Source organism: Exiguobacterium sp. FSL W8-0210 (assembly GCF_038006045.1).
In the GTDB taxonomy this organism is placed as follows: domain Bacteria; phylum Bacillota; class Bacilli; order Exiguobacteriales; family Exiguobacteriaceae; genus Exiguobacterium_A.
On sequence record NZ_JBBOUK010000001.1, the window covers coordinates 2731822 to 2756605 of the forward strand.

The window sequence follows — 24784 nt, forward strand, 5'->3', positions numbered from 1 at the left end:
TAGGTGAGTCCGCGAGGGGCTCACCTATCATGACAGGTCAAACGGTTCGATTGTTCGAAAATGATTTAGCCGGTCGTCCAATACTTTCGTATTGAACATCTCCCAGTTGATCCGTGAATGACCAACAGTTACGTCCATCAACGACACGGGGTTGACGCATCTGACGAACGAATTGCTCTGGTGTAATATTACGGAGTTCTTCCCATTCCGTCATGATGACCGCGACATCTGCATCCTTCAATGCTTCTTCTACCGTTTGTTTTTGGTCGAGTAACGTCCGGGCAACTGGATCATAGCCGGTTACACTGACGCCAAGTTGCTCCAGACGTGTTGCGAGGCGTAGTGCTGGCGCGTCTCGTAAGTCATCCGTTCCTGGTTTAAAGGCGAGACCGAGTAGCGCTACGCGCATTCCCGTCTGCGGTTGGATTTTTTGTAAGACATAATCCAGTTGAGCTTCATTCGTTTTATCTGCTGCTTCAATGACATGAAGTTGTTGCTCATGCTCACGGGCAAGCGTCGTAAGCGCTGCGATATCTTTCGGGAAACAAGACCCTCCGTATCCGGCTCCAGCTCGCAAGAACGAGGAACCGATCCGTGGATCGAGACCGATTCCTTTTGCAACATCCGATACGTCAGCCCCAACAGCATCCGCTAGTCGCGCGATTTCATTGATAAAACTGATTTTCACTGCCAGAAAACTATTCGCCGCATATTTCGTCAACTCAGCCGTCGTCGGGTCGACTTCAACAAGAGGTGCTGTCGTCGCAAATAATGTCGCTAGTTCTTGCGATAAATCGTCATCGTTGGTTCCGATGACGACTCGATGAGGATTCCGCATATCAGCAAGAGCCGTACCCTCCCGTAAAAACTCAGGGACCATCGCAAAGCGTAGCGTCGGATACTGCAACGCTAGTTGCATCGTCGTACCAGGTGGAACTGTCGATTTAATAATGACAGCCGCAGTTGGTGCGATTCGTTCAATATGAGCGACGACAGCTTCTACTGCCGACAAGTCACAACTCCCGTCCGCTTTCTCCGGTGTTCCGACAGCGACAAGATATGTCTTTGCGACTGGGTATTCCGTCGTGAATGTCATTCGTTGTTGATTCGCGACTAGCGCTTCTTCGATCCCCTCTTCTTTAATCGGCGGGATCCCTCGTGTCAATTGCGCCATCCGTTCTGCATTCAAGTCAACGCACGTTACGTCGTGTCCGTTTTCCGCCAGTCCAATTGCGGTCACGAGACCGACATATCCTGTTCCAATCACTGTCAGTTGCATTCCATCACGTCCTTCGATAGTTTCTCTGTCTCCACTATACGGGAGAGCAGAAGATTTGTGCATCGAAAAAGCTTTCCGAATACGCTATACTGGATTACGGGAATGGGAGGAATGCTCGTGGCTATCATTATCTTTTGCCTCGTCTGTCTCATTGCGTATCGGATCCGCAAGCTTCCCGAAGCACTACGGACGATTTTACTCATCCTCGGTTTGATCAGTGGATGGTTCGCGCTCTTTGAGATGATCAGCTTCATCGAAGCTAACCCGTACTTGGCTGCAATCCCGATTGGACTGGGACTTGCTTACTGGTACTGGTACCGTAAAAAGAAACAAGCAAACGACAAAACCCCTTCCGACTCGTGAAGTGGGTTTTTCTTATGGTCGAACGAAAAAAAGCGATGTCTCCTCAATTGGGGACATCGCTTTTCGTATTCAGGACTGAACTTTTCGTTCGATTGCTGCGATCTTTTCTTCGATCTCAAGCAACTTCAGTTCGTGCTCAAGTTCGAGACGACGTTTTTTGCGTTTTAGACGATCGAGTTCTTCTGCGAGTGACTCGTTCGATGCTTCCGGCTTCGGTGGCGCTTGCTCCATCGATTGACGGAGTGGGTCAAACAAGTTCGATTTCGCGAACTGAGCCGCTTCTGGTCCGAACATGTCTTGGATGAGTGGGAGAATCTTGTTCATCGCGGTTCCTGGAATCTGTGACTTCTCATCGACGAGACGTTTGAGCGCCAATTCATCGACGAGATAGCCTTTTCCGTCCTGTTCGGCATGCAATTCGCCTGTCCGGATCCAGCGACGGACCGTTTCTTCTGAGACACGTAACAATTCACTGATCTGTTTTGTCGTTAACATCGTCATCCCTCTTTCCTTCTAGTAGTATCTTTACTATACACACATGTGTGCGTGTGTGTCAAAAGATACACACATCAAAAAAAGAGACCTTCTGATTGAAGGTCTCTAATCATTATGCTCCCCGACGAACGAGTAACCAAAGACCGACGATGGCAAGTCCTGCTCCCGTTGCTGCATATGGGAATGGCTTGTCTTCCCCAGCTTGTGGTAATGTTCCCGTTGCTGATGTTGTCGACTGTTTTGTCGCAGCATCGACTGCTTTGACCGGCGTTTTTGTTGACGTTGGTGTTGGCGTCGGTTTCGCGACCGGTTCTACTTTCGCAATTTCTGCGAGCAAGATCGTACCGAAGCTATCGTCTTCAATCGTCACACCTGCTTCCGGTGATTTCCGCTCAAAGTACTTCAACAACTCATCGACCATTTCTTGTTCTTCTGGCGCCAAGGCTTCTTCATCGCTCGCCATCAATTTCATCGCTTTTGCTTGCTGGGCGAATGACTCATAGTCTTCATACATTTCTTCATCCATATCTTCCATCAAAGCATCCATGTCCAGGTGATGCATCGCTTTGATCGTATAGCCTTCTGCGACTTCCGTCTTGACTGTGTACGTACCTGGATCGAGTTGGATCATCATCAAGTCATCTTTTGAAATCTTCTCTTGATAGACATCTTTGCCTGTGATGGCATCGGTCACCGTATACGTTGCAGGAACCGTTTCTTCATCGTAATCCGGTTTTTGATTCCCGTTCGCATCCAAGAAGTTGACGACAGCTAACCAATGCTCGAACATACCATCGAGCTCTTCGTCGCCGTAGAGACCAGCATCGATCACTTCCGTTTGTCCTGCGACGAGACGGACTTTTTTCGTTCCCATGTCTTCGTCGACATCGGAATCGATCGTCCGGTCGTCACCGACGTTTTGCTCGGAATAGAAGTAGTAACCCATATCATATCCGTCGACTTCCACTTCATACGTTCCTGGCTTCAAATTCTTGAAGCTGTATGTGCCGTTCTTCGTGTAGGCTTCATCGATGACATCTTCGTTCCGATTCATCAAAGAGACGAGGATATCATCGAGACGTGTTTCCTTCTCTTGACGGATCCCGTCCTCGTTCTCATCGAACCAGATCGTTCCTTCGATCGTTGCCGTCGTCGGTGTTTCGACTGGTGTCGGTGTCGCATCATCACCCGTCTCTGGCTCGTCTGTCGTCGGCTCTTCCTTGACCGGTTCTTCCTTGACTGGATCTTCCTTCACAGGATCTTCCGGTGTTGGTTCTTCCTTGACGGGTTCGTCAGTCGCTGGTTCTTCTGTGACTGGCTCATCCGTCTTTGGTGTCTCTGTCTTCGGTTCGTCTGTCGTTGGTTCGTCTGTCGTCGGCTCATCTGGTGTAACGACTTTACCGAACTGGACGAGAACCGTCCGCTGGCCATCTGCTGAGACGACCTTGACGACAGGTGCCGTCTCTGCCGTAAACGTCACGACCGGTGTTTCTTCGATGTTGACGTCTTTTCCTGTCACGCCCTCTTCAAAGATAAGTGCTGTCTCCGACGTGATATCGACGATGCCTGCGCCCTTAAACGTTAACGTATACGGACCCGTGCCCGTTCCTGTGACATCCCACTCGACAGTTTCCGCGTAGACCGGTAGCTTCAGACCAAACGCAACAACGAGTGCCATCAAAAGTAAGCTTAATTTTTTCATAAGGGTATGTATGCTCCTATCGTGTTTTAATATTACCTCCCTAAATAGTAAACAAATACGCCAAAAATAACTAGAAAAATCTTGAATTTATTCTATTTTTTTATATTAAAAAAGGGGCTGACTCATATGTTGTCCTCTACAAAGATAAGGGTGGCAGAATGATGATCCGCCACCCTTATCACGTAAAAAAAGAATGACGCGTCACACGCTACTCCTACAGGAAAAAGCGCATTATGCGCTGTCAGAGACAAATAAGACCCGCTTTCCTGCTTGAATGAAGCAGGAAAGCGGGCTTGTGTCTCTCATGAGGAAAGGGCGTGAAAAGACTCGTCATTCTTTTTTGAGTCGGCCTCTTTACACAAGCTGACTACATGCTTGCGCGCATTCTGTACATGCTTTCGCACAAGCTTGGCAATGGTCATGATCATGTTTACTACACTCAGCGGCACATGCTTCGCATATCTCCTGACATGCTTTTGCAAGGACCGCGACATTTGCACTGTTTCGAGTGATCGCTTGCAGCAATAAGCTACAGATATCGGCACAATCGCGGTCGAGTCGAATACAATCTGACATATGTCCGACATGTTCCTCGTTCAGGCAGGCATCAAAACAATGATTACAGGCGAGAATACAATCCGTCAGTCGTTGCTGTACTGCGTGATCCATATTGATTCCTCCTTTGTATAGGTTTTGATTACCCTGATGACTTGAAACAAAACAAAAATAAGACAGCATCTGGAGCAAAATGCTCACCATGCTGTCTTATTTAACGATCTCAAGCGGAATCTCGATCCCACGCCCTGCTCCTGCATCAATGATGAGGACCGGAAGACGTTGGTCATCGAAGACTTCTTTTTCGATCGTCGTATTGGACGTATAGGTCCGGATTTCCCCCATCTTCTTCGCTTCGAAGGAGACGAACGGAAACGGAATCGATTGATTGGCGACTTCGAGCCGAATATCGACCTGTTGGTCATCGAGTCGAATGTCATTCGCTGTCCGGATAACGAGACGCATCCGGTCATTTTCCGTCAGAGTGACCTGAGCGGAAATGTTCTCGGTCTGTCCTGCACGCTTAACGGGATCTACGATGACCGTCGGGGAAGCGGTCTTCGCTTGTTCTGCGCGCTGACAACCAGGAACGACGAGTAAGGAAATCGCGAGGGGGAGAAGCCAGCGTTTCATGTTCGCTTCACTTCATAGCAAACGTCAGTTCAGCGACACAGGCGACTTCCCCATCGACTGTGGCTGTGGCACGACCTTTACCGATTGGTCCGCGGACCTTCGTCAATTCGACTTCGAGGCGGAGCTGATCCCCGGGTACGACTTGACGTTTGAAGCGGCATCCTTCAATTCCTGCGAAGAAAGCGAGCTTCCCTTGGTTCTCTTCCATCTTCAATACGGCGAAGGCACCGACTTGCGCGAGTGCTTCGACGATCAAGACGCCGGGCATGACATTGTATTCTGGAAAATGGCCATTGAAGAATTCTTCGTTCGCCGTGACGTTCTTGATTCCAACGGCGCGTTTTCCCTCTTCGACTTCCAAAATGCGGTCAACGAGTAAAAACGGATGCCGGTGCGGAATGACTTCCTTGATTTGTTCGATCGTATACATATTCGACAGCTCCCATCACTGATTAAATTAAGATTTCATCCAAAAATCGGTGATGCGGGTCCATGTGTCGAGCTTTAACACATCCATTGCCTCGCCACCACCAAACGTCGCATAACCCACCATTGCGCCGACGATCAGTGCTACGACGATGAGAACGAGAACGATCAGTACGCGTACGATGATCGGAACTCGGCGTGTCGAGTACGCACGAAGACGTCGCTCTGATTTGTGCTCCGGATTGCCGGTTTCCTGGTTCGAAGGCTGTTGCTTCTTCAGGCGTTCACGCGTTGGCTGATCCGTGCCTGTTTGGTTTTGTACCATCTTGATCACCTTTCATTGATTCAGTCTGAGAACAGTATAGCATATTAGTACCTGGTATTAATTAGTTCCAAATTCGCTACAAAACGTGTTCCGCAACTAGTGTAACACGACCAGACAGGCAATTTCTCTAAAAAATTTTAGTTTGTATATAAGGAAGCAGAAAAACAGTTTCCCACGATCTGCGGGCTTTTACGATTTTTTTAAATCCAAAATGAACTGCTCGGCGTAAGCTTTCCAGAACGACGCAGCAACGGTCCACCGGATGGCATGAAACATCACTTCGACAGTCTTTTGAAAAAAAATAAAACTTCATGCAATCCAAATCGACCAGTGATGCGTAAGCTATTCAGAACAGGCAAGAAACACTTACCAAATAAACCAAAAACTGAGAGGAATGATTTAAGATGAAACACACGAAAAAATTCGCAGCATCAGCAATGGCAGCAGCACTCGTACTACCAGGAACGGCAGCATTCGCTTCCGGTGGCGGAGAAGACATGAAACAAGATGCACCGAAAAACGTCACGGTCAAAACAAAAGCCGCTGACCTTCGTGCAACACTCGATCAATTACTCTCTGAGCACTTCGTCCTTGCCGTCATGGACATGAAGAAACAATATGACGGTTCAAAAGACGCACAATATTACGAAGCAGCACTCAAACAAAACGCACTCGACATGACTCCAGCAATCGCTTCAGTCTATGGCGAAGAAGGCGCGAAACAATTCGAGAAAATCTTCGTTGATCACAACAAATATACGACAGACCTCGTCAAAGCTGTAAAAGCGGACGACCAAGACGGTATCAACGCTTCGAAGAAAGAAACAGAAGAGTTTGTTCAAGATCTCTCAAGCTTCCTCGATACAGCTACGGAAGGTAAACTCCCGAAAGCAGCTGCTGAAGAAGTTCTCCGTGCTCACGAAGCAGACGTCTACAAAACATTCCAACAATATGCAGCTGGTGACTACGAAGGATCGTACAACACGTTCCGTGAAGGTTACAGCCGCATGTACGATATCTCAAAAGCACTTTCTGTTGCGATCACAACACAGATGCCTGAGAAATTCGACAACACGAAAGCTGATTCAAAAGCAGCAGATCTTCGTTCAACACTCAATAGCCTTGCAGCTGAACACGTTGCTCTTGCAAACCTCAGCATGACAGCTGGTGTCGATCAAGCGAAAGATTACGATGCAGCAAACTGGGCTGAAGATATGCATACAGCTGACTTCAAAGCAGCAATGAAATCAGTATACGGTCAAGCCGGTGCAGATCAGTTCGAGCAAGTTTGGACGAAAAACCACATCGAAGCACAAGCTAATCTCGTCACAGCAGCAATCAATGACGACAAAAAATTGATGGGTGACGCACAAGATATGCTCAAAATGTTCTCGAACGACTTCGGTGCATTCCTTGGTGCAGCTACAGAAGAAAACCTTCCAACAAAAGCAGCACAAGAAGCCGTATCAGGTCACGAGACTTACGTCCAAGATACGTTCATGCAGTATGTTGAAGGCGACTACAAAGGTTCTGTCGACACATTCCGTGAGTCTTACGCTTACATGTACGGCGTAGGAGCTAACCTCGGTGATGCAATCGTTAAACAATCACCAGAGAAGTTCATGGATGGTACTCCAGGATCAATGCCTAACACAGGTAACGGTGGAATGAGCGACAACAACTCAGCTGCAACAACTGGTGCAATCGCAGTATTCGGTCTTGCACTCGGAGCAGTCGGTCTTGTCCTCGCACGTAAACGTCAAAACGCCTAAGAAATTGGGTATAATCAATAACAGGATAGCGACATGCTATCCTGTTATTTTTGTACATAGAGGGAATCCCTTCTCTCGGAAAGGAGATACGCGTTTATGAAACGTTGGTTATTACCAGCGAGCATTCTTTTGATGGTCGCATCGGTCGGAACATTGCTGTTCCTCTTATTCGGTCAACCAAAACCGGACACATCGAACATCACGCAAGGTGATGTTAAAACAGAATCCGCGGCCTCTTCCGAGACGAAGGAAGATCCGCTCAAGCCGTCAGAAATCTTCAAGAAGGAGTTCAAGGATCTCTCGACGACGGAGGTCGAGCTCCCAAAACAACTCTTCATCCCGAAACACGACATCAAGACGAAGGTCGAACAAGTCGGACTTGATCAAGACGGCGCCATGGCAACGCCTAAAAATGAACAACAAGCCGGGTGGTATAAGTTCGGTCCGCGTCCAGGTGATGTCGGGAACGCCGTCATTGACGGGCACACCGATACGAAGACCGGTCCAGCCATCTTCTATAAACTGCATGAACTAAAAAAGGGCGATCCAGTCGAAGTGACGGACGCTTCCGGACGGAAGCTCGTCTTCCGCGTCAAAGAGCTCGTCCAGTATGATCACTTAAAAGCACCACTGAAGAAAATCTTTGGTCCAGCCGATACCCGGAACCTCAACTTGATCACGTGTATCGGGACGTATAATCAGAACCAAGGCACTTATGATGACCGACTCGTCGTCTTCACGGAACTCGACGAGAAAGCATCGGGTCCAGTCAAGACGCCACCAAAACCAGCGACGAACATTCGTGTCAGTGGTGGATTCATCAACTGGTATGCGTCAACCGATGAAGACGTCGTCAAATACAACGTCTATCAAGAGAAGGATGGAAAACGCAAAAAACTCGGTACGACAGAATCGATCGAGCGTAAAGCGTTCCCACTCCCAGAAGATGCAACAGGTCGTTTCGTCGTCACAGCGGTCAATAAAGCAGGAATCGAATCAGAAGACGCGTTCAGCGCCGTCCAAAAATGATAGTAGAGCAGGAACCAACGGATGATTTGGTTCCTGCTCTACTTTTATCTGCTACACTTCAAGTTCTCTCGTTCAGAAGCATTGAAGAAGACATGCATCGCCTTGTTTTGACCCGGTTCTTTCCTACGCATGCCATTTTTATAGGAGGATCGCTTCAAAACACGCAAAAAAGACCTCTGAGCAGCTGCTCAGAGGTCTAGAATCCTGCTTTTTAATATCGGATATGCTGTTTACTCCACCGGATCGATTCCGTGAATTGTCGGACAAGGTCTTCTGCCGGTGCCGTCAAATAATAGGCCAGTCCATGCACTTTTTCAGACATCTGCTGGATGACGAGTCCGTCTTCAATCAGCTCCTGCAGTTGCTCGAGGATTTGCCCGTGCGACTGATCAATCCGTTGCTCGAGTTCCCCGATCGTCAATGCGCCATCACGCAAGAGATAAATGATGCTCGACTTGAGACTGTTTTCGAAGTTGTGTTGAAATTTTTGCAACGCCAGTAGATCGGCTTGTTCTTCGGTATGACGTGAATCCATCTGATTCTTGCCCCCTTCTCTTAGCTACCTCTTCAGTATGACGCACTTTTACATGAATTTCAAAACTCAATCGCGCTCGGTGATGATCGTATCGAACGTCTTTTCTTCCTCCGTGATGACCATCTTCTTCTGCGATCGGAGGTGATAGAGACGACGGATGTTTAGAATGACGACCTTCATGACAGCGTAGAACGGTACACCGAGCAAGACTCCGAAGAAACCGGCGATGTTCCCCGCGACGAGCAAGACGATGATGATCGTCAACGGGTGGACATCGAGTGTCTTCCCTTGTACAAGTGGTGACATGATGTGCGAATCGATCTGTTGCGCGACCGTCATGACGATGATCGCATAAATCGCAAGGATTGGATCCTGGATGAACCCAACGATCAATGCCGGAATGACACCGAGAACCGGACCGAGAAACGGAATGATATTCGTCAGTGTCGCAAACAAGGCGAGTAACAACGCATAATCGATTCCGATGATGAGATATCCGATATAGGCGATGATCCCGACACCGATACTGACGATGACTTGCCCGCGGATGTAGCTCATGATCGTCACGTGGACGTCCCCGAGGATTTTTTGCGTTTCCTTATGGTACTCATACGGCATCAGCTTAACGAGATTGCCTTTAAGCTTATCGCCGTCAAGCAGCATATAGATCAACATGATCGGAATGATGATGATCGTCACGACCGCTGTCGTCAGGACACTGACGAACCCACCGACACCCGTACCGATGTTCTTCAGGAACGTCGATGCGTATTCCGAGATGTTCCCTGAGAACTTATTGAACAAGTTATCTGGTCCTGATAGGAAGCGTGAAAAGGCTGCACTGTTTTCGAGTTGATCCCGGACGTCAATCAATTGGCGCTGGAACTGTGTCGCGAGCGTCGGTATCGAATTGACGAACTGCGTGACCTGCTCCGACAACATCGGACCAAAGATGAAGCCGAGTGTCGTTAAAATACCGATTAAACCGACGAGCACGATTAAGACAGCAGGTCGCCGCTTCATCTTTTTCTCGAGCAACTCGACGATTGGCAACAGGACATAGTAGAGAATCCCAGCGATTGCAAGGGGTGGTACGACCATTTGAAGCAGAATTGCGATTGGTCGGAACAAGAACGTAACATGATCGCCAATCCAGACGATGATGAGCAATGTCATGACCCACCATGCGAATCGATACCATTTGTTTTCAAACATTTTTTGCATCTAACCACTTCCCTACTTAAAATGATGAAGTTCAATATCTTCTATGGTTTTTCCTTAAAACATTGCTTCTTAATCCTTATTCTTAAAAAATGTATCATTTGATATCAATTAACAAATATATGATATATTTGTTTTAGTGGTTTTTGCAGATTCAAATTTGCCGAGACCTTTAAAACTACGTAAGATGAATATATTCGGCATTTAAGCAATCTTTTTCATACATGTAAAACAGAATACGGAGGATACCCCAGTGAAATGGATTAATCGTACCATCGGTCGTCAATTGATGTTCGCCTTCTATATGGTGTTCGTCGCGCTTAGCATCACGTCTGCGATCGTCTATTTCTATACGGAACAGAAGATCGATCAAGCCAATGCAACATTTGATGATTTACGTGAACGGCGGACGAATGCGAATGCACTCGCTAACGAATGGACCGTCGCGCAAAGTAACGTCAAATCTTACTTATTGACTGGTTCACAGGAAACACTTGATCAGGTGAAGACGAATCAGCAGGAAATCAATCGTCTGACGACGTGGTTCGAAAAGTATGCAATTTATGAGCAAGGGAAAGAATATGCGACAGCGACTCGTCGCATTTATGACGATTATTTCGGCACATCTCTTCCACTTCTCAACGAATACGTCGAAGGAAAAAAGGACGGGAAGATCAATGAAGACTTTGTGACTCCTGACACGCTCGCTGCTCTTTCCAACGGGAAAGACTTGTTCACCAAAAATGGGACGTTACGCGGGTCGGTCAGCTTATCAGAAGCAGACGTCGACATGACACGGATTGATACGTTGCTTTCAGATTATCTGACGTTGATCGAAAAGAAGGAAGTGGACGCGAAAAACGATCTTTTAAGTGAGATGCGTGTCGCGCAGTTCATCTGGCTGTCGAATCTCGTCGTCTTGATTCTCGTCCTCTTATCTCTCGTTCGCCCATTCATCAGCCGCGTCACGAAACAGGTCAATACGCTATCCCACGACAGTGCTCTACTTGCATCAGGGGAAGATATCCAAGCAATTCCGTTACCGAAACGTAAGGACGAATTGCATACGCTAACGGCATCGTTCAATCAGATGGCGACTTCGATCGCGGATAACAAGGTCCATATGCTCGCGAAGAACGAAGAACTCCAAGCGCAACAGGAAGAACTCGTCGCGCAGCAAGAAGAATTGCAAGCGCAGCAGGAAGAACTCGAGGAAGCACTTGATATCACGCTTCGGAGTGAACAACACCTCAAGTATCGTAACGAACTGACTGAGACGCTTGCTTCTCGTGAAACGTTGACGGCTTATCCAGAAATCATCGAGAAACTCGTCTCGATCACGCATTCTGAAATCGGTGCCCTCTTGTTCCTCGATCATCAGGAAGTCCGCTCGACGATCGATTACGGGATGACAGAAGAGATGGTCGGTCGTCTCGTCTCTGATGATCAGTCACTCCTGCACCGGGCACGTCTTCTGAAGCGTCCTGTGCACTCATCGAAACAGGTAGCGCACGATAGCCCGCTTCCGTACCCGTACTATATGTATGAGGTCGCGGTTCCGGTCCTTGATCCGTCAAAAGAGCATATGATCGCCTGCATCTATCTCGTTCGTTATCGTGATGCCTTCACGACGGAGCAGATGAGCGACATCTTGTCGTTCTCGCATCAATTGTCGCTCTCCCTCCTACGGATGGGGATCTATGAGGAAATGATCCGCGAGAAGAACAAGACGACGCAACTGTTGAACTCGATTCGGGAAGCTGTCGTCTACATCGAACATGAGACGGATGAGTTGCTCGTCAACGAACCCCTCATGACGTTGTTTCCGGAAGTCCCAACAACGTTCGAAGACGAAGAACGCTCTGCCTTCGAACAAGCGATGCAGGCACTCGCTGACATCATTGACGAACCGGCAGCGTTCGAACGTTACATCGAACAAATCGTCGAACTCGATTTACCGAAAGACAGCTTGATCGTCTCGATCCGCAAGCATAGTACTTACATCCAGATCTACGCTGAGAAAATCGAGGTCGATGGCCTGTGGGTCGGTACGATGCTCGTTCTCCGCGACGTGACGAAAGAAACGGAAGCCGAGCGAATGAAGGAAGAGTTCGTCTCGACCGTTTCGCATGAGTTACGGACACCGCTCTCTTCCATCTACGGCTTCACGGAGTTGATGCTCAACAAACGGTTCGAGGAGGAACGGCAACGGAAGTACCTCCAGACGATCCACTCCGAGACTGGTCGCCTGACGACACTCGTCAACGACTTCCTCGACGTCCAGCGCATGGAGTCGAGTGAACACCGTTATGAGATGACGACGTTTGATGTCGTCGAACTCGCTCAGGACTTGATCGAGTTCTATGATGTCTCGCATGAGACGCATACGATTGATTTTGAGGCCCGTGGACCGATCATGATCGACGGGGATGCGGAAAAGATGAAGCAGTTGCTGAACAACCTGCTCAGCAACGCCGTCAAGTACTCGCCGAGCGGTGGTACAGTCTTGATACGGATTACAAATGAACTTGGTTTCGCTCAAATCCGTATCCAAGATGAAGGCATCGGAATTCCGCAAAACGCCCTTCCCAAATTGTTCGATAAGTTCTATCGTGTCGATAACTCCGAGACACGCAAAATTGGCGGAACCGGTCTTGGTCTGTCGATCTGTAAGGAGATCGTCAAGCACCACAACGGAACGATTGATGTCGAATCTGTCGTCGGTGTCGGCTCGACCTTTACGATTCGTTTCCCAATCGCCGTCATCTCGACCATCCTCACGTATGAAGATTAATCACGCGACCGTTCACATCATGTGGACGGTCTTTTTTGTCGTTAGATTCAGCGAAGCGCGGGGTATAGTCAAAAGCGCATCATGATAAGGAGGAATCGACATGCAACTCGGATGGATCGGTTTAGGACATATGGGTGTACCGATGGCAAAACGTTTAATTGATGGTGGTCATGATTTGCTCGTCTATAATCGGACGTATGAAAAGACAGCTCCGCTGACTGAACGAGGAGCAATAGCTGTTAAAGAAGCACAGGACGTCGTGCGTCAAAGCGATATCATCTTCGTCATGCTAGCGGACGGACCTGCCGTCGCGTCCGTTCTCGAAAGTATCCAAGAGAACCTCACCGGTAAGACAATCGTTAACTTAAGTACAATCTCACCGGAAGAAACGAAGGAGATGGCTCGTCTCGTCGAAAAGAATGGCGGGACGTATCTGGAATCGCCTGTCTCAGGCTCCGTTCCGGTCGCAGAAAACGGTCAGCTCGTCCTGCTTGCCGGTGGTGACGCGAACGTCGTCGCGACTTGTCAGCCGTATCTTGAGCTACTTGGCAAGGAAACGATTCATTTTGGACCACATGGCTCAGGCAGTGCGGCGAAACTCGCCATCAATTTATTGCTCGCAGTCGTCGGTCAAGGGGTCGCGGAAACATTACTGCTTGGGGAAGGTGCCGGGCTCGAAAAAGAGAAGCTGATCCAGATGATCAGTGCTTCCGGGATGAACACTCCCCTCTTCAGCGGTAAACGTGACATGTACCGGAAGAACGACTTCCCGTCTGCTTTCCCGCTCCGTCTGATGGCAAAGGATCTTGGACTCATCACGGCAGAAGCGAGACGCCAACAGCTTGAGCTACCCCTTGCGCAAGCAACGGACGCTAGCTACACTAATGCGAAACCCGCTTACGGCGACGCGGACATGGCTGCGATCTATCTTGCGTTACAGGAAAAATAATGAAAAGGGTGATACCTCTCTTGCGAGAAGCGTCACCCTTTTGTGATGTTTTATTTCAGTGACGTGACGATCCCCATCATCTGATCACTCGTCATCAACGCTTTCGAGTTAAACTGATACGCCCGCTGGAGTTGCGTCAAGTTCGTCATCTCAAGCGCCATATCGACGTTCGATGTCTCAAGCCGACCGACCGTCAACGGATTCCCTGTCGCATTCTGGTATTGTCCGGTTGCTGTGAACAAGCCACCCCCGACTTCCGTCAGCTCTCCGTAGTTCGGGATGTTCGCGACACCCACTCGAGCGAGGACACGACGATCCCCGTTTAAGATGCCGGTGATGTTGCCGTCCTTGTTCAGTTCAATCTCGGTCGCGTTCGCCGGTAAGACGATTGGATCATTCGCCTGATTGATGACGGAGCGCCCGGCATCGTCCGTCAACAGAACTTGTCCGTTCGCTTGCGGCGACAACTGGAAGTTTCCGTCCCGCGTAAACTTCGTCACGCCATCCGTATCGATGACACCGAAGAAATGGTGCGGGTTTCCGAGTGCCGCATCGAGTTTTCGATCCGTCGTCCGGAATGTTCCGACGCCAAAACGTGTCGCTTCGTTCGCGACATAACCACCAACGCCGAGTCGAAGACCCTCTGGCGTCGTCAAGGGACCTGGTGTGAAGCCTGTCGCTTGGTTATTGATGTTACGGACGAGCAGTTCATTGAACTGAGCATCCCGCCGTTTATAGCCGTTCGTATCCACATTGGCAAGGTTTTGCCCGGTCGTATCAAGCTGTTTTTGCAATTGTCCCATCGTACTTGCGGATGTATAGATTGATTGCATCATATCCTCCTATTAGCGAACGCGTCCGATTTCGGAAACAGCTTTTTCTGCTGTCCGGTCGTACGCTTGAATGACTTTTTGATTGGCTTCGAACTGACGTAGACCAGCATTCATCTCCGCCATCGTCTGTTCAATCTCGACATTTCCGAGTTCGAGTACACCTTGATCGACTCGAACGTTTCCGGCATTCAATGGATTGGCTGACCGGAACAAACCATTTCCTGTCCGTTCGAGCGTCTCCGGTTGATCCGTTACGACGAGACCAAGGTTTCCGATTGCTTGACCATTTCCATCCGTGACGGCTCCGTCCGCGTCAACTTTGAAGTCCTCATTGACGACGTCGAGTGGTTGTCCGTTCGTATCAAGAACGAGATCATTTTCTGTCGTCCGGAGTAACCCGTCTTGTCCGACGGCAAACTGTCCGTTCGTCGTATAAAGCGTCTCTTCCTCTCCTGTCAATGGATCCCGGTGACGAATCGTGAACAGCGGTGCTCCTTCAAGTGAACTGATTTGTAGATCGGTCGCATTGCCTGTCTCCGTGATCGAACCTTGCGTGAAGTTCGGGGTCGCTGCCTGCATGAAGACACCGGTCGCGAGTTTCCCGACCGTCGCGACTCCTCGCACGCCCGTCCGTTCATTGTTTGCTGTCTGCTGGATCAGCATCTCCGGAAACGTCCGGAGTGACGCTTGATCAGCGCGGAAGCCCGGCGTCCGCGCATTCGCCAAGTTGTTACTGAGCATTTCCTGTTGACGTTGTAATGCCTGCATCGCATTCGACGCCGTATACATTCCTCGTAGCATGCGTTCATCTCCTCATTGACTTCATGTTCAATTCTTTCCTTTCAGTATATCGGTCGACTGAAGAGGAATTATGAGCTTTTTTGAACAAAACGGTAATATCCAGCAGAGATGCATCGAAAGACCTACCTCAATTACATAATTCGCTTTTCCATAGTTTACATATTGAAAATTGACAAATTTTGTTATACTTTAGATAATAATTTAAAGATACTTAAGGTGAATCCTATGAAAAAAAGCTTCCGTTCCCCAAACACAGTCTAGGAAATGGAAGCTTCTCATTAGTTATTCGGATTTTTCTTTAAAACAGCCGTTTGTGTTCGCTCTAGCACCGCATTCGTGATGACGATCAAGCCAGTAAAGAGGAACAGCGCTTCAAAACCAAAGTGACCGGCAATCTGTCCACCTGCGAGTGGTCCGAGGAAGTTCCCCATGAACTGCGCGGACTGATTATATCCAAAGATACGTCCTGATGCATTGGCTGGCGTATTCTTCCGGAGCAGTGCCTGTACCGACGGCATCAGTGCTGCTGTCGCAAAACCGATTCCCATCCGTAAGACGATCAATTGACTTGTATCCGTGACGAATGCTTGCGGAATCAAGAAAGCGGCAAAGACAAGTAATGCAAAGAATAAGACACGCTCTGCGCCAATCTTATCGGAGAGACGACCGAGCCGTTGCGCCGCAATCAAGGCCGCGATACCAGGTGCCGAAGCGACGATTCCGGATAGTAACGCCAGACGTTCTGTTCCAGGACTGAGTTCCCGGACATAGAGCGACAGGATCGGACTGATCGATTGTGCCGCGAACTGAATCAGGAACGTCGTCAAAAAGAGGCTTAAGATGAGTTCCGGATGACGAAGCGACTGGATGATTTCCTTCGCGGACGCCATTTTTTTGACTTCCATTGGGACGAATTCTTCTTTGACTAAGAAGTAGGTCACGAGGAAGGTAATGAAGAGCGGAACGCTCGTAAAGAGAAAAACGGGTCGAAGCCCAACAACGTCGGCGAGGAATCCTCCAATGAGAGGTCCTAGCAATCCACCGGCAATCCCACCGGTCGACAGGGTGCCGAGCGCCCAGCCACTTTTCTCTTTTGAGGTTTGGGAAGCAACGAGTGTGATACCGGCTGAGATGAATCCGGATACGGCTCCCATGACAAGACGTAGAAAGACGAGTTGATAGACGTCTTGAACGAAACTAATCAAGAACATGACGATCGACATACCAAGACTTGCGCGAAGCAACATCAGCTTCCGTCCTTTTCGATCGGCGAGACGTCCCCAGATTGGTGAGACGATCGCAGCGACGAGGAAGGTTGCACCAAAGGCGATACCAGACCAGGTCGTAATATCTTGTCGGCTGTCGACACCGAGTTCTTCAATGAATAAAGGCAAAAACGGTAATACGAGACTGAGGGCTGCGGCGGTCAAAAAACTACCAAACCAAACGACGACTAAATTTCTTTTCCACAATGGCATTGTGGCATCACTTCCTTTTATTTTACAATTCGTTTCAATACAACAACTTTTAATATACACTTCACATTATGAAATGTCTAGGATTTGAACTGTCAAAGTGTAGAACAGGACCTTTGATGCATATAAGCAACTACTTGACGACCGATAGTAAGGTAATCCACACGAAGGAGTGAAATTGAAATGAAACGCTTTTTGATTGGCGTAGTCTGTCTGTCGTTGCTTCAATTCGGACTACCACTCAAGAGTTCAGCTGCCGTTTCCGTCACTCGTCACACGGTCATCTGGTCCATCCCAAAGGCCAACTCCATTTCAACGAAGATCAATCAGCTGGCAAACAGACAGATGAAACGTGTCTATCTGCATGTCGCTGTCGAGGGTGACCGTACTCTCTACCGAACGTTCGTTGAAAAAGCGCATGCTGTCGGCATTGAAGTGTACTTCCTATTCGGACAGCCGCGCTGGATCACAAACGAAGGAACGACAGCTCGACCAAACGTCGAGGATCCGTTAGCCTGGATTTCGACCTATCAGCAGGAAACGATCAGTCATCCGGACGGCATCAGCATTGATCTCGAACCGTATGCCTTACCGGAATGGGAGACGGACCAACCACGTGTCATCGCCTCCTACGAACGGATCTTACTCGCCTTTCGCGAGAAAGCCTCTACTGAAGGACTACCGCTTCAACTGTTCCTCCCGTTCTGGTTCCATACCGTACAGGATGCGAACGGTCGCCCTCTCAGCGAGTGGGCAATGGATCTCGCCGACGAAGTCACATTGATGAGTTACCGGACCGTTTACGGTGGCGGTAACGGACTTGGCGCCATCACGATGACGGATGCACTGTATGCGGCGAGTAACGGATATCGTTTATCGTATGCGATCGAATTCACGGAGCTTCCGGAAACACCAGACATTACGTTCTACGGCAAAACACGGACTCAGCTGAATCAGCTCGTCAATCAGACGATGGCAAGTTCGTTGCCACCAAGCGCCATTGTCTATCATGATTTTGAAGCCTACCAGGCTTTCATGCGTAGTACGCGGTGAACTATCTTCATCTGTCTGCCCCCCCTTTCATCCGCTTTCCTCAGGGGAGACACAAGCCAGTCTTCACTGTTCGTATAACAGTGAAGCCAGGTCTTGTTTGTCTCTGACAGCGCAAAATCGCGCTTTTTCCTGTAGAAGTCGGATGAAGCACAAGGAGGCACATAATCATTTAGTACCATGGCATTGCATTATGTTTAAAATAAAGGGAGTCCAGTTTCCGATACGTACTTCGGAAACTGGACTCCCTATTGGTTTGATTCATATCGAACGAACCTGTCCATTCTCGACTCCTGCAGGAAAAGAAAGTGCAAGCAGCACTTTCGTCAGGGATAGGTAAGACCCGACAACTCGCATGAAATGCGCGCTGTCGCGGCTTACCTCCCGCCTGTGGAAAGCGAGAAGGACAAGACGGTCGTTATAGGAATGAATTTTTACGAAAAATCATATCCTTTACGCTGACACGCTCTTACTTCCCAAGATTGTCGAGCATGATCCCTGTACCGCGTGCGACACATAACATCGGATCTTCTGCGATCAGAACCGGTAGGCCGAGTTCTTTTGCAAGTAACTGGTCGATTCCGTCAAGAAGTGCGCCCCCACCCGTCAGGATGATGCCACGGTCGATGATGTCCGCTGCAAGCTCTGGTGGTGTCTTCTCGAGCACACGCTTCGTCGCTTCGACGATCTCCATCGCTGCTTCTGCGAGTGCATCATGCATCTCTTCTGATGTCACCGTGATGTTGTGCGGTAAGCCCGTCACGAGATTACGTCCGCGAATTTCCATCTGTTCCCGACGTCCGTCTTCTGAGACCGTCGCGACCGTCGTCTTGACGGCTTGCGCTGTTCGCTCCCCGATGATCAACTTATGCGTATCCTTGATCGAGCGGATGATGTCGTGGTCAAACCGGTCGCCTGCGACTTTGATCGTTTCACCGCAAACGATATCACCCATTGAAAGGACGGCAACATCCGTCGTTCCACCACCGATATCAATGACCATGTGCCCTGCTGGCATCCAAATGTCCATACCGGCCCCAACTGCTGCGACCTTCGGCTCGACTTCAAGGAAGACCGTCTTCGCACCTGATTTTTCACCAGCTTGGCGAATCGCTTTTGCTTCGACCGTCGTGATGCTTGCTGGTGTACAAATCAACATGCGGACTCCACCAAACATCTTACGGACCTCAATCTTATCGATGAAATGGCGTAGCATCGCTTCTGTCATTTCGAAATCGGCAATGACACCGTCTTGAAGTGGTCGAATGGCTACGATGTTCCCCGGTGTCCGCCCTACCATCAAATGTGCTTCCGTACCTACCGCATGAATCTTACCTGTTGCCTTATCGATCGCGACGACCGATGGCTCATCGAGGACGATGCCTCTCCCTTTGACATGAATGACGACGTTCGCCGTCCCTAAGTCGATTCCGATATCTCTTGAAAACATCTCGTGTGCTCTCCTTTACCCACTGGCTATTCTTCCAAAATATAGAACGTCGTTTGGACGTCTAACCCATTTATGTATACATACCTTTCAATTCTAGCATATGCCCCCTCATGAAACGACTTTCTTTTTCCCCTTTTCGGATTTCATTGTCGTCATTTTCAAAAGACGACAAAAAAGAGCACCATCCCGCAAAATGGGATGATGCTCTCATATAAGTGCTTAAAGTTTTGTAGCAGCTGTTTCTTCAACGACTGTCGCTTCTTCTGTCACACGTTCTACGTCTGCACCAAGTGCTTGTAACTTCAAGTGGAAGTCAACGTATCCACGGTCGATGTGGTGAAGCGCACCAACGCGTGTTTCGCCTTCAGCGATCAATCCTGCTGTGACGAGTGCCGCACCTGAACGAAGATCCGTTGAAAGAACTTCTGCGCCTTGTAACTGTACGCCACCGTTGATGATCGATGAACGACCTTCGATCTTGATGTCAGCGTTCATGCGACGGAATTCTTCAACGTGCATGAAGCGGTTTTCGAAGACCGTTTCCGTGATGACTGATGTGCCGCCTGCTTTGAGGACGAGCGCCATCATTTGTGCTTGAACATCTGTCGGGAAGCCTGGGTGTGGCATCGTCTTGACGTCGACTGCTTCGAGTTTCGCTGGACCGACGACACGGAGACCTTCTTCTGTATCCGTGATCTTAACGCCCATCTCTTCCATCTTCGAGATGAGTGGACGAAGGTGTTCGCGCTCTGCGCCGATGACTTCGACGTCACCTTCTGTGATCGCTGCTGCGATCATGAACGTACCTGCTTCGATCCGGTCAGGAATGACGTAGTGTGTTGCACCGTGTAATTTCTCGACGCCTTCGATGCGGATCGTTTCTGTACCTGCACCGCGGACTTTTGCGCCCATTGCGTTCAAGAAGTTAGCAAGGTCAACGATTTCTGGTTCTTTTGCGACGTTTTCGATGACTGTCGTTCCTTCTGCGAGTGTTGCAGCCATCATGATGTTCTCTGTCGCACCGACTGATGGGAAGTCGAGGTAGATTTTTGCACCTTGGAGGCGACCGTCAACATGCGCTTCAACGAATCCGTTTCCGATGATCGTTTTTGCGCCCATCGCTTCGAATCCTTTCAAGTGAAGATCGATCGGACGTGATCCGATTGCACATCCACCTGGCATTGCGACACGTGCGCGCCCGAGGCGTGCAAGTAATGGACCCATGACGAGAATCGAAGCTCGCATCTTACGCACGTACTCGAGTGGTGCCTCGTCTTTGAGATTCGGCTCTGCATTGACCGTCACCGTGTTTGCTTCTGCGTCGAATTCGACTTCCGCGTTCAAGTTTCGTAAGACGTTATTGATTGTATAGACGTCTGCTAGACGTGGTACGTTTTGAAGAACTGATTGTCCCTCTGATGCAAGCAATGTCGCGACGAGTGTTTTTAAGACCGCGTTCTTTGCACCTTCTACTTTGACTGTTCCAGCTAATTTACGTCCGCCACGGACAACGATTTTTTCCATTCTCCCTACTCCTCTGCTTCGTTTCTGTTCTAGTATGTTCAATTCGTGATTGGTGAGGATCATAGTTGGAATTCAACGAATGTTAGAAAAGAAACTTCCCTATAGTTGATCTCTTACTCCAAAGCCAATACGACGTTTCGATTGTAATGTTAGATGATTGCTAAATGACTGTGTTCCTTCATTGAAAGAGCAGTGTCCTGTTCCATGGTAAAACAAATTACCATTTCAGGGTTTACAATGCAGTTACAAGTTCACCCGATTAAAAACTGAAGACGTTGTGCAAAACCGGCATAATCCAGTAAAAAGCGCGCTACGATGGATCCGAGTGCAATCGCAAGAATCGTTCGTAAGGCTACCGCATGCGGTCCTTTAGGATGTTGCAGGATTTTCTCCCATTTGACTGGTAACAAGGACCACCAAGCGAGCAAAATCGCTACGATATAGACCAGCATACTAACTAACGCACTCACACCAATAGATGTCACTTTCGTTGCACCTCTTCTTCATAGTTTCTTCAACTCTACTATGATTTCACAAAATGAATGATTGCGCAAACAAAAAAGAACACGCTGAATTAATTTTAGCGTATAAAATATATTTATTGAAGATAAATTTGGTCTTCTACTGAAAAAAGGTTGAAGAATTCGTGAAGACGAGGCATATAGTGTACTTTTACATATTTGCAGTATTTTAAACCTGTATCCTTCATCGTGTTGCGAAAACGGTTGCCATTCGAAAAATCATTGATGCGTCGTACAAAAAAAGACCCGATTCCTTAAAGGAAATCGAGCCTTTTCATCAAAATCAATCGCGACCGTAGTCTTTCAAGCTGAGACGGTTAACTGCTCGTTTCAGTGAAAGTTCAGCACGCTTGAATTCGAGTTCTGATAATTTCGTGTCCTGGAGACGACGTTCTGCACGAACCTTCGCAGCTGCAGCACGGTCGTAATCGACCTTGTCTGCTTGCTCCGCAGTTTCCGCAAGAACCGTTACAGTATCCTGGCGCACTTCCATAAAGCCACCGCTGATAGCGATCAACGTGCGTCCGCCATCTTCGTGGCGCAACTTCAAGATGCTGATGTCGAGTGGTGTCACGAGTGGGACGTGGTGCGGGAGAACCCCGATCTCACCAGAAATCGTCTTCGCAACGACCATACGGACATCGCCATCATACACTTCGCCATCCGGGGTGACGATATTGACATGAAGTGTGTTCATCTCAAGTCCCCCTTATGCTTTGTCACTTAGACAAGCGCCTTCGCTTTTTCAATCGCATCTTCGATCGGACCGACGAGACGGAATGCTTCTTCCGTTAAGTCATCGTGTTTACCTTCGAGGATTTCTTTGAAGCCGCGGATCGTGTCCTTAACTGGGACGTACGATCCTTTTTGTCCTGTGAACTGCTCAGCTACGTGGAAGTTCTGCGACAAGAAGAACTGGATACGACGCGCACGGTGTACAGTCAATTTGTCGTCTTCTGACAACTCGTCCATACCGAGGATCGCGATGATATCTTGAAGTTCTTTATAACGCTGAAGTGTTTCTTGAACTTGACGTGCAACACTGTAGTGCTCTTCGCCGACGATTTCCGGTGAAAGGGCACGTGATGTCGAAGCAAGTGGATCCACGGCAGGATAGATCCCCATCTCAGAGAGACGGCGCTCAAGGTTCGTCGTTGCATCTAAGTGAGCAAACGTCGTCGCAGGAGCCGGGTCAGTATAGTCATCGGCTGGTACATAAACCGCTTGGATCGATGTAACCGAACCTTTGTTTGTTGATGTGATTCGCTCTTGGAGCATACCCATCTCTGTTGCGAGTGTCGGCTGGTAACCAACGGCAGATGGCATACGACCGAGAAGGGCCGATACCTCAGAACCCGCTTGTGTGTAACGGAAGATGTTATCAACGAAGAGAAGAACGTCTTGTCCTTGCTCATCACGGAAGTATTCTGCCATTGTCAAACCAGTCAAGGCAACACGAAGACGTGCACCCGGTGGTTCGTTCATCTGACCGAAGACCATCGCTGTTTGTTTGATAACGCCTGAATCCGTCATCTCGTGGAACAAGTCATTTCCTTCACGCGTCCGCTCACCAACACCTGCGAATACCGAGATACCGCTGTGCTCTTGGGCGATGTTGTTGATCAATTCCTGGATGAGGACGGTCTTACCTACACCCGCACCACCGAAGAGACCGATCTTACCACCCTTGATGTAAGGAGCGAGCAAGTCGACGACTTTAATTCCAGTCTCGAGAATTTCAACTTTCGTTGAAAGGTTATCGAAAGTCGGTGCTTTTTTGTGGATCGGAAGACGTTCCACGTCAGCAGCGATTTCTTTTTCATCAATTGGGTTGCCGAGTACGTTGAAGACGCGACCAAGTGTCGCTTCTCCGACGGGTACCGAGATTGGAGCATTCGTATCGATTACTTCCATTCCACGGCGTACTCCATCCGTTGAGTCCATCGCAATGGTACGGACGACGTCGTCACCAAGGTGCAGGGCGACCTCAAGCGTCAAGTCGATAGCCACTTCTTCTACAGTTTGCGGCGTATATTGAATACGAAGCGCGTTGTAGATGTTCGGTAAGTGTCCTTCGAACTTAACGTCGATGACAGGTCCCATGACCGCGACGACGCGGCCTTTTAAACCGAGTTCGTTCATCGTGTTTCCTCCTACCTATCGTTACGTCAGTCGGGATTACTGCTGTGCAGCAGCCCCACTGACGATCTCTGTGATTTCTTGCGTGATTGCAGCTTGTCGAGCTCGGTTGTAGACGAGAGTCAATCGACCGATCAAATCATCTGCGTTATCTGTCGCACTTTGCATTGCTGTCATACGTGACGCATGTTCTGCTACTTTCGCGTCAAGAAGCGCACCGAAGATCAAGCTCTCCGCATAACGCGGGAGGAGTTCCGCAAGGATTTGTTCCTCGCTTGGCTCGTACTCATAAGTCGTCGAAGACGAAGCTTCGATTTCTCCGAGTGGGAGAAGAGTTTCGACTTTCACTTCCTGGCTGATGACAGATAAGAAGTGGTTGTAGCACAGCTTGAGCTCGTCGATTTCGCCGATCGTGAACGCACTCACTGTGCGCTTCACGATCTCAGCGACGTCGACATACGAAGGAGAATCGTTCAAGCCTGTGATCGCATCCGTGACCGTGATTCCGCGTGAACGGAAGAACTGGACACCGACTTTACCGACCACGAAGAGAACGTAACTGTCCGTAGTATGCTTTTCTTTGATTTCCCGGTAGACTTCACGCAGCACGTTGGCGTTATATGCACCAGCTAAGCCGCGATCCGATGTGATGACGATATAGCCCGTCTTTTTGACGGGACGTTTCTCGAGCATCGGATGGCTCGCACCTGTCGTGCCATTCGCAATGGTTCCGAGTACCTCTTGCATTTTCAGCATGTAAGGTTGGAACTTCGCGCTATGTGCTTGAGCGCGGTTCAGTTTCGACGCCGAAACCATGTTCATCGCTTTCGTGATCTGTTTCGTACTTTTCGTCGAGTTGATCCGCGTTTGTATCTCGCGCAACGATGCCATTTCGATTCACCACCTTGTTAGT

The 24784-nt window shown here is 48.9% G+C and carries 24 protein-coding genes; 6 read left to right on the plus strand and 18 right to left on the minus strand.

Annotation, left to right across the window (positions count from 1 at the left end; all coding sequences use genetic code 11):
* Window positions 1-37: 37 nt before the first annotated feature.
* Window positions 38-1279 carry a UDP-glucose dehydrogenase family protein gene (locus MKY22_RS14140; RefSeq protein ID WP_341089424.1) on the minus strand — a complete coding sequence of 414 codons (1242 nt, stop codon included), beginning with the start codon at window positions 1277-1279 and terminating at the stop codon, window positions 38-40.
* A 111-nt stretch (window positions 1280-1390) separates the two neighbouring features.
* Here MKY22_RS14140 and MKY22_RS14145 point away from each other — a divergent pair, with 111 nt between their 5' ends.
* The gene (locus MKY22_RS14145; RefSeq protein WP_230088487.1) at window positions 1391-1642 is read left to right on the plus strand and encodes a hypothetical protein; all 252 of its coding nucleotides are present in this window, start codon (window positions 1391-1393) and stop codon (window positions 1640-1642) included.
* A gap of 69 nt (window positions 1643-1711) precedes the next feature.
* Here the strand turns inward: MKY22_RS14145 and MKY22_RS14150 are convergent, their stop codons facing one another.
* The 6 genes from MKY22_RS14150 to MKY22_RS14175 form a co-directional block, all read right to left on the minus strand.
* Window positions 1712-2137 (minus strand): helix-turn-helix domain-containing protein, encoded by a 426-nt coding sequence (locus tag MKY22_RS14150; RefSeq protein ID WP_029342712.1) that lies wholly within the window; start codon window positions 2135-2137, stop codon window positions 1712-1714.
* Window positions 2138-2249: 112 nt separating this feature from the next.
* Window positions 2250-3839: an SdrD B-like domain-containing protein gene (locus tag MKY22_RS14155; protein WP_341089433.1), complete on the minus strand. Its 1590-nt coding sequence runs from the start codon at window positions 3837-3839 to the stop codon at window positions 2250-2252.
* 354 nt (window positions 3840-4193) lie between these two features.
* The gene (locus tag MKY22_RS14160; RefSeq protein WP_341089434.1) at window positions 4194-4508 is read right to left on the minus strand and encodes a four-helix bundle copper-binding protein; all 315 of its coding nucleotides are present in this window, start codon (window positions 4506-4508) and stop codon (window positions 4194-4196) included.
* Window positions 4509-4604: 96 nt separating this feature from the next.
* The gene (locus MKY22_RS14165) at window positions 4605-5027 is read right to left on the minus strand and encodes a hypothetical protein (protein WP_029342715.1); all 423 of its coding nucleotides are present in this window, start codon (window positions 5025-5027) and stop codon (window positions 4605-4607) included.
* A 7-nt stretch (window positions 5028-5034) separates the two neighbouring features.
* Window positions 5035-5457, minus strand: a complete 423-nt coding sequence (gene fabZ / locus MKY22_RS14170; protein ID WP_341089437.1) for a 3-hydroxyacyl-ACP dehydratase FabZ — start codon at window positions 5455-5457, stop codon at window positions 5035-5037.
* Between the two features lie 27 nt (window positions 5458-5484).
* Window positions 5485-5778: a DNA-directed RNA polymerase subunit beta gene (locus MKY22_RS14175; protein ID WP_056064243.1), complete on the minus strand. Its 294-nt coding sequence runs from the start codon at window positions 5776-5778 to the stop codon at window positions 5485-5487.
* 404 nt (window positions 5779-6182) lie between these two features.
* On the opposite strand from MKY22_RS14175, the gene MKY22_RS14180 reads away from it, so the two are divergent.
* Both MKY22_RS14180 and MKY22_RS14185 read left to right on the plus strand, forming a co-directional pair.
* Window positions 6183-7550, plus strand: a complete 1368-nt coding sequence (locus MKY22_RS14180) for a copper amine oxidase (RefSeq protein WP_050678221.1) — start codon at window positions 6183-6185, stop codon at window positions 7548-7550.
* A gap of 96 nt (window positions 7551-7646) precedes the next feature.
* Window positions 7647-8579: a class F sortase gene (locus tag MKY22_RS14185; RefSeq protein ID WP_341089443.1), complete on the plus strand. Its 933-nt coding sequence runs from the start codon at window positions 7647-7649 to the stop codon at window positions 8577-8579.
* Between the two features lie 211 nt (window positions 8580-8790).
* On the opposite strand, the gene MKY22_RS14190 is transcribed toward MKY22_RS14185, so the two are convergent.
* Together MKY22_RS14190 and MKY22_RS14195 are read right to left on the minus strand one after the other, a co-directional pair.
* Window positions 8791-9114, minus strand: coding sequence for a winged helix-turn-helix transcriptional regulator (locus MKY22_RS14190; protein ID WP_035410591.1), 324 nt, complete (start codon window positions 9112-9114; stop codon window positions 8791-8793).
* A gap of 66 nt (window positions 9115-9180) precedes the next feature.
* Entirely contained in the window at window positions 9181-10338 is a 1158-nt protein-coding gene (locus tag MKY22_RS14195) for an AI-2E family transporter (RefSeq protein WP_312450846.1), read from the minus strand.
* Window positions 10339-10588: 250 nt separating this feature from the next.
* On the opposite strand from MKY22_RS14195, the gene MKY22_RS14200 reads away from it, so the two are divergent.
* Together MKY22_RS14200 and MKY22_RS14205 are read left to right on the plus strand one after the other, a co-directional pair.
* Entirely contained in the window at window positions 10589-13129 is a 2541-nt protein-coding gene (locus MKY22_RS14200; RefSeq protein WP_341089448.1) for an ATP-binding protein, read from the plus strand.
* Window positions 13130-13229: 100 nt separating this feature from the next.
* Window positions 13230-14078, plus strand: a complete 849-nt coding sequence (locus MKY22_RS14205; protein ID WP_341089449.1) for an NAD(P)-dependent oxidoreductase — start codon at window positions 13230-13232, stop codon at window positions 14076-14078.
* A 50-nt stretch (window positions 14079-14128) separates the two neighbouring features.
* On the opposite strand, the gene MKY22_RS14210 is transcribed toward MKY22_RS14205, so the two are convergent.
* The 3 genes from MKY22_RS14210 to MKY22_RS14220 all read right to left on the minus strand — a co-directional run bounded on the left by MKY22_RS14210 (window position 14129) and on the right by MKY22_RS14220 (window position 17190).
* Window positions 14129-14911, minus strand: a complete 783-nt coding sequence (locus tag MKY22_RS14210; RefSeq protein WP_290756433.1) for a flagellar hook-basal body protein — start codon at window positions 14909-14911, stop codon at window positions 14129-14131.
* Window positions 14912-14923: 12 nt separating this feature from the next.
* Complete coding sequence (locus MKY22_RS14215) at window positions 14924-15712, minus strand: flagellar hook-basal body protein (RefSeq protein ID WP_313351455.1); 789 nt, start codon at window positions 15710-15712, stop codon at window positions 14924-14926.
* 278 nt (window positions 15713-15990) lie between these two features.
* Window positions 15991-17190: a multidrug efflux MFS transporter gene (locus MKY22_RS14220; RefSeq protein ID WP_341089455.1), complete on the minus strand. Its 1200-nt coding sequence runs from the start codon at window positions 17188-17190 to the stop codon at window positions 15991-15993.
* Between the two features lie 180 nt (window positions 17191-17370).
* Here MKY22_RS14220 and MKY22_RS14225 point away from each other — a divergent pair, with 180 nt between their 5' ends.
* On the plus strand, window positions 17371-18240 hold the full coding sequence (locus MKY22_RS14225) for a hypothetical protein (protein WP_341089457.1): 870 nt from the start codon (window positions 17371-17373) through the stop codon (window positions 18238-18240).
* A 466-nt stretch (window positions 18241-18706) separates the two neighbouring features.
* Here the strand turns inward: MKY22_RS14225 and mreB are convergent, their stop codons facing one another.
* The 6 genes from mreB to atpG form a co-directional block, all read right to left on the minus strand.
* Window positions 18707-19687 (minus strand): rod shape-determining protein MreB, encoded by a 981-nt coding sequence (gene mreB, locus MKY22_RS14230; protein WP_341089459.1) that lies wholly within the window; start codon window positions 19685-19687, stop codon window positions 18707-18709.
* Window positions 19688-19906: 219 nt separating this feature from the next.
* Window positions 19907-21211 carry a UDP-N-acetylglucosamine 1-carboxyvinyltransferase gene (gene murA / locus MKY22_RS14235; protein WP_149427920.1) on the minus strand — a complete coding sequence of 435 codons (1305 nt, stop codon included), beginning with the start codon at window positions 21209-21211 and terminating at the stop codon, window positions 19907-19909.
* Window positions 21212-21462: 251 nt separating this feature from the next.
* Window positions 21463-21681 (minus strand): DUF1146 family protein, encoded by a 219-nt coding sequence (locus MKY22_RS14240; protein ID WP_231925663.1) that lies wholly within the window; start codon window positions 21679-21681, stop codon window positions 21463-21465.
* Window positions 21682-22015: 334 nt separating this feature from the next.
* Entirely contained in the window at window positions 22016-22429 is a 414-nt protein-coding gene (locus MKY22_RS14245) for a F0F1 ATP synthase subunit epsilon (RefSeq protein ID WP_029342737.1), read from the minus strand.
* A 26-nt stretch (window positions 22430-22455) separates the two neighbouring features.
* Window positions 22456-23874: a F0F1 ATP synthase subunit beta gene (gene atpD, locus MKY22_RS14250; RefSeq protein WP_290777670.1), complete on the minus strand. Its 1419-nt coding sequence runs from the start codon at window positions 23872-23874 to the stop codon at window positions 22456-22458.
* Window positions 23875-23910: 36 nt separating this feature from the next.
* Window positions 23911-24762 (minus strand): ATP synthase F1 subunit gamma, encoded by an 852-nt coding sequence (gene atpG / locus MKY22_RS14255; protein ID WP_058704130.1) that lies wholly within the window; start codon window positions 24760-24762, stop codon window positions 23911-23913.
* Window positions 24763-24784: the final 22 nt, after the last annotated feature.

Excerpts from the sequence above, each read along its gene's own strand:
- MKY22_RS14140 (WP_341089424.1), bottom strand. The coding sequence starts at position 1,279 with ATGCAACTGACAGTGATTGGAACAGGATATGTCGGTCTCGTGACCGCA.
- MKY22_RS14145 (WP_230088487.1), top strand. The coding sequence starts at position 1,391 with ATGCTCGTGGCTATCATTATCTTTTGCCTCGTCTGTCTCATTGCGTAT.
- MKY22_RS14150 (WP_029342712.1), bottom strand. The coding sequence starts at position 2,137 with ATGTTAACGACAAAACAGATCAGTGAATTGTTACGTGTCTCAGAAGAA.
- MKY22_RS14155 (WP_341089433.1), bottom strand. The coding sequence starts at position 3,839 with ATGAAAAAATTAAGCTTACTTTTGATGGCACTCGTTGTTGCGTTTGGT.
- MKY22_RS14160 (WP_341089434.1), bottom strand. The coding sequence starts at position 4,508 with ATGGATCACGCAGTACAGCAACGACTGACGGATTGTATTCTCGCCTGT.
- MKY22_RS14165 (WP_029342715.1), bottom strand. The coding sequence starts at position 5,027 with ATGAAACGCTGGCTTCTCCCCCTCGCGATTTCCTTACTCGTCGTTCCT.
- fabZ (WP_341089437.1), bottom strand. The coding sequence starts at position 5,457 with ATGTATACGATCGAACAAATCAAGGAAGTCATTCCGCACCGGCATCCG.
- MKY22_RS14175 (WP_056064243.1), bottom strand. The coding sequence starts at position 5,778 with ATGGTACAAAACCAAACAGGCACGGATCAGCCAACGCGTGAACGCCTG.
- MKY22_RS14180 (WP_050678221.1), top strand. The coding sequence starts at position 6,183 with ATGAAACACACGAAAAAATTCGCAGCATCAGCAATGGCAGCAGCACTC.
- MKY22_RS14185 (WP_341089443.1), top strand. The coding sequence starts at position 7,647 with ATGAAACGTTGGTTATTACCAGCGAGCATTCTTTTGATGGTCGCATCG.
- MKY22_RS14190 (WP_035410591.1), bottom strand. The coding sequence starts at position 9,114 with ATGGATTCACGTCATACCGAAGAACAAGCCGATCTACTGGCGTTGCAA.
- MKY22_RS14195 (WP_312450846.1), bottom strand. The coding sequence starts at position 10,338 with ATGCAAAAAATGTTTGAAAACAAATGGTATCGATTCGCATGGTGGGTC.
- MKY22_RS14205 (WP_341089449.1), top strand. The coding sequence starts at position 13,230 with ATGCAACTCGGATGGATCGGTTTAGGACATATGGGTGTACCGATGGCA.
- MKY22_RS14210 (WP_290756433.1), bottom strand. The coding sequence starts at position 14,911 with ATGCAATCAATCTATACATCCGCAAGTACGATGGGACAATTGCAAAAA.
- MKY22_RS14215 (WP_313351455.1), bottom strand. The coding sequence starts at position 15,712 with ATGCTACGAGGAATGTATACGGCGTCGAATGCGATGCAGGCATTACAA.
- MKY22_RS14220 (WP_341089455.1), bottom strand. The coding sequence starts at position 17,190 with ATGCCATTGTGGAAAAGAAATTTAGTCGTCGTTTGGTTTGGTAGTTTT.
- MKY22_RS14225 (WP_341089457.1), top strand. The coding sequence starts at position 17,371 with ATGAAACGCTTTTTGATTGGCGTAGTCTGTCTGTCGTTGCTTCAATTC.
- mreB (WP_341089459.1), bottom strand. The coding sequence starts at position 19,687 with ATGTTTTCAAGAGATATCGGAATCGACTTAGGGACGGCGAACGTCGTC.
- murA (WP_149427920.1), bottom strand. The coding sequence starts at position 21,211 with ATGGAAAAAATCGTTGTCCGTGGCGGACGTAAATTAGCTGGAACAGTC.
- MKY22_RS14245 (WP_029342737.1), bottom strand. The coding sequence starts at position 22,429 with ATGAACACACTTCATGTCAATATCGTCACCCCGGATGGCGAAGTGTAT.
- atpD (WP_290777670.1), bottom strand. The coding sequence starts at position 23,874 with ATGAACGAACTCGGTTTAAAAGGCCGCGTCGTCGCGGTCATGGGACCT.
- atpG (WP_058704130.1), bottom strand. The coding sequence starts at position 24,762 with ATGGCATCGTTGCGCGAGATACAAACGCGGATCAACTCGACGAAAAGT.